Genomic DNA, 1604 nt, shown 5'->3' with positions numbered 1-1604 from the left:
CAAGACTTGCCTCTAGCTCAGTTCGGCCTCACCATCCTGTTGGAAGTGGGTAAGTTCTTTTGCCTGAATGAGACCTGTCGTCGTCGCATCTTTACGGAGCGATTGCCCACTATCGTTGCCCCTTGGGCCAGGCGGACCTTGCGCTACGCTGAGCAGCTCACCGCCATCGCTCTCAGTTTGGGCGGTTCAGCGGCTGTTCGCCTCGGTCAACACTTGAACGCCGAGGCCAGCCGCAACACCTTTCTCCATCTCATCGCCCGTCTATCGTTCCCAGAAGCGGATACCCCAAGCATTTTGGGCGTGGATGACTTTGCGTTGCGCAAAGGCCATCAATACGGAACAATTTTAGTGAATCTCGAAACGCATCAACCGATCGCCCTGTTACCTGACCGTAGCGCTGAAACCTTAGCCGAGTGGTTGAAAGCGCATCCAGGCGTCGAAATCTTGTCACGCGACCGCTCGAAAACCTACAAGCGTGGGATGAATGAAGGTGCACCAGAAGCCATCCAGGTCGCGGATCGCTTTCATTTACTGCACAACCTTCAGGAGACCCTGGAGAAAGCTTTCAAAGGCCATGCGCCAGTCTTTAGGCGAGTTGAACAGGCCCCATTAGCGCCTGAAGACACTGCTGCCGCTCAGCCCCCCGACCCGGCAGTGTTATTGCCAACACAAGCAGCTGAAAGTAAACGGGCACAACGCTTGGAGCGCTATGAGCAAGTTCATGCTTTACGACAGCAAGGCTATCAAATCAAAGACATTGCGCATCATCTCGGGATGGGCCAACGCACGGTCTACACCTATCTGTCCTACGAGACGTTTCCCGAATGGCAACCCACGATTCGACGACGCGGCAGTGGCCTTGATCCTTACAAAGGATATCTTCTTGAGCAATGGCAGCCAGGCCACCCACCCACCAAACAACTGTTCATTGACATCCAACAGCAAGGCTATCAGGGCAGCTATGCCACCGTGGCCCGTTACACGCGACAACTGCGTCAGTCACGGCCTCAAGCTCAGCCCTCCCCTGAGACCCTCAACGATTTACCAGGGCGAGGGCCTGCGCCTCAACATCCAACCGCTTCGTCCACTGCCTTAAGTGCCCGCCGTGCGGCTTGGTTATTCTTGCAGCGGGCTGAAACCCTCACGACTGAACAGGAGCAAACGCTGGAGCAGCTCTGTCAGCAACCCGAGCTGACTGACGCGATTACCCTCGCCCAAGGCTTGATCGAACTGGTACGTCAACGGCTACCGGAGGATTTAGACGGCTGGCTGGCGAAGGCCGCCAATAGCTCAATTAAAGCGTTTCAGACGTTCGCGAAGGGCCTCAAGGAAGACTACGGTGCGCTCAAAGCGGCTCTGACTCTAGACGTGAGCAATGGTCCCGTCGAAGGCCTCAATAATCGGCTCAAAATGCTGAAACGACAGATGTTTGGCCGCGCTGGGCTGGATCTGCTGGCTAAACGGTTCATCTTAACCAGTTAAGGATCACCAAAAGTTGCCAAGAGCCCGAAGTTACGAGAATACGCACAGGGCAAGCGAATGCTGGGACTAGCTCCAGAGGCGCTGTGGGAACTCTGGCAACGGATTGCTGAACAAGACGAAGC

Annotated in this window: 1 protein-coding gene; it reads left to right on the top strand. The window is 55.5% G+C overall.

Annotation, left to right across the window (positions count from 1 at the left end; genetic code table 11):
- Positions 1–1482 (top strand): ISL3 family transposase (locus JUK32_RS01295; RefSeq protein WP_204137051.1); only part of this gene is annotated, 1482 nt, incomplete at its 5' end.
- Positions 1483–1604: the final 122 nt, after the last annotated feature.

This window comes from Halomicronema sp. CCY15110, assembly GCF_016888165.1.
Classification (GTDB): domain Bacteria; phylum Cyanobacteriota; class Cyanobacteriia; order Phormidesmidales; family Phormidesmidaceae; genus Halomicronema.
Note: the sequence above shows the minus strand (reverse complement) of the source record. Positions and strands in the feature narration are given on the sequence as shown.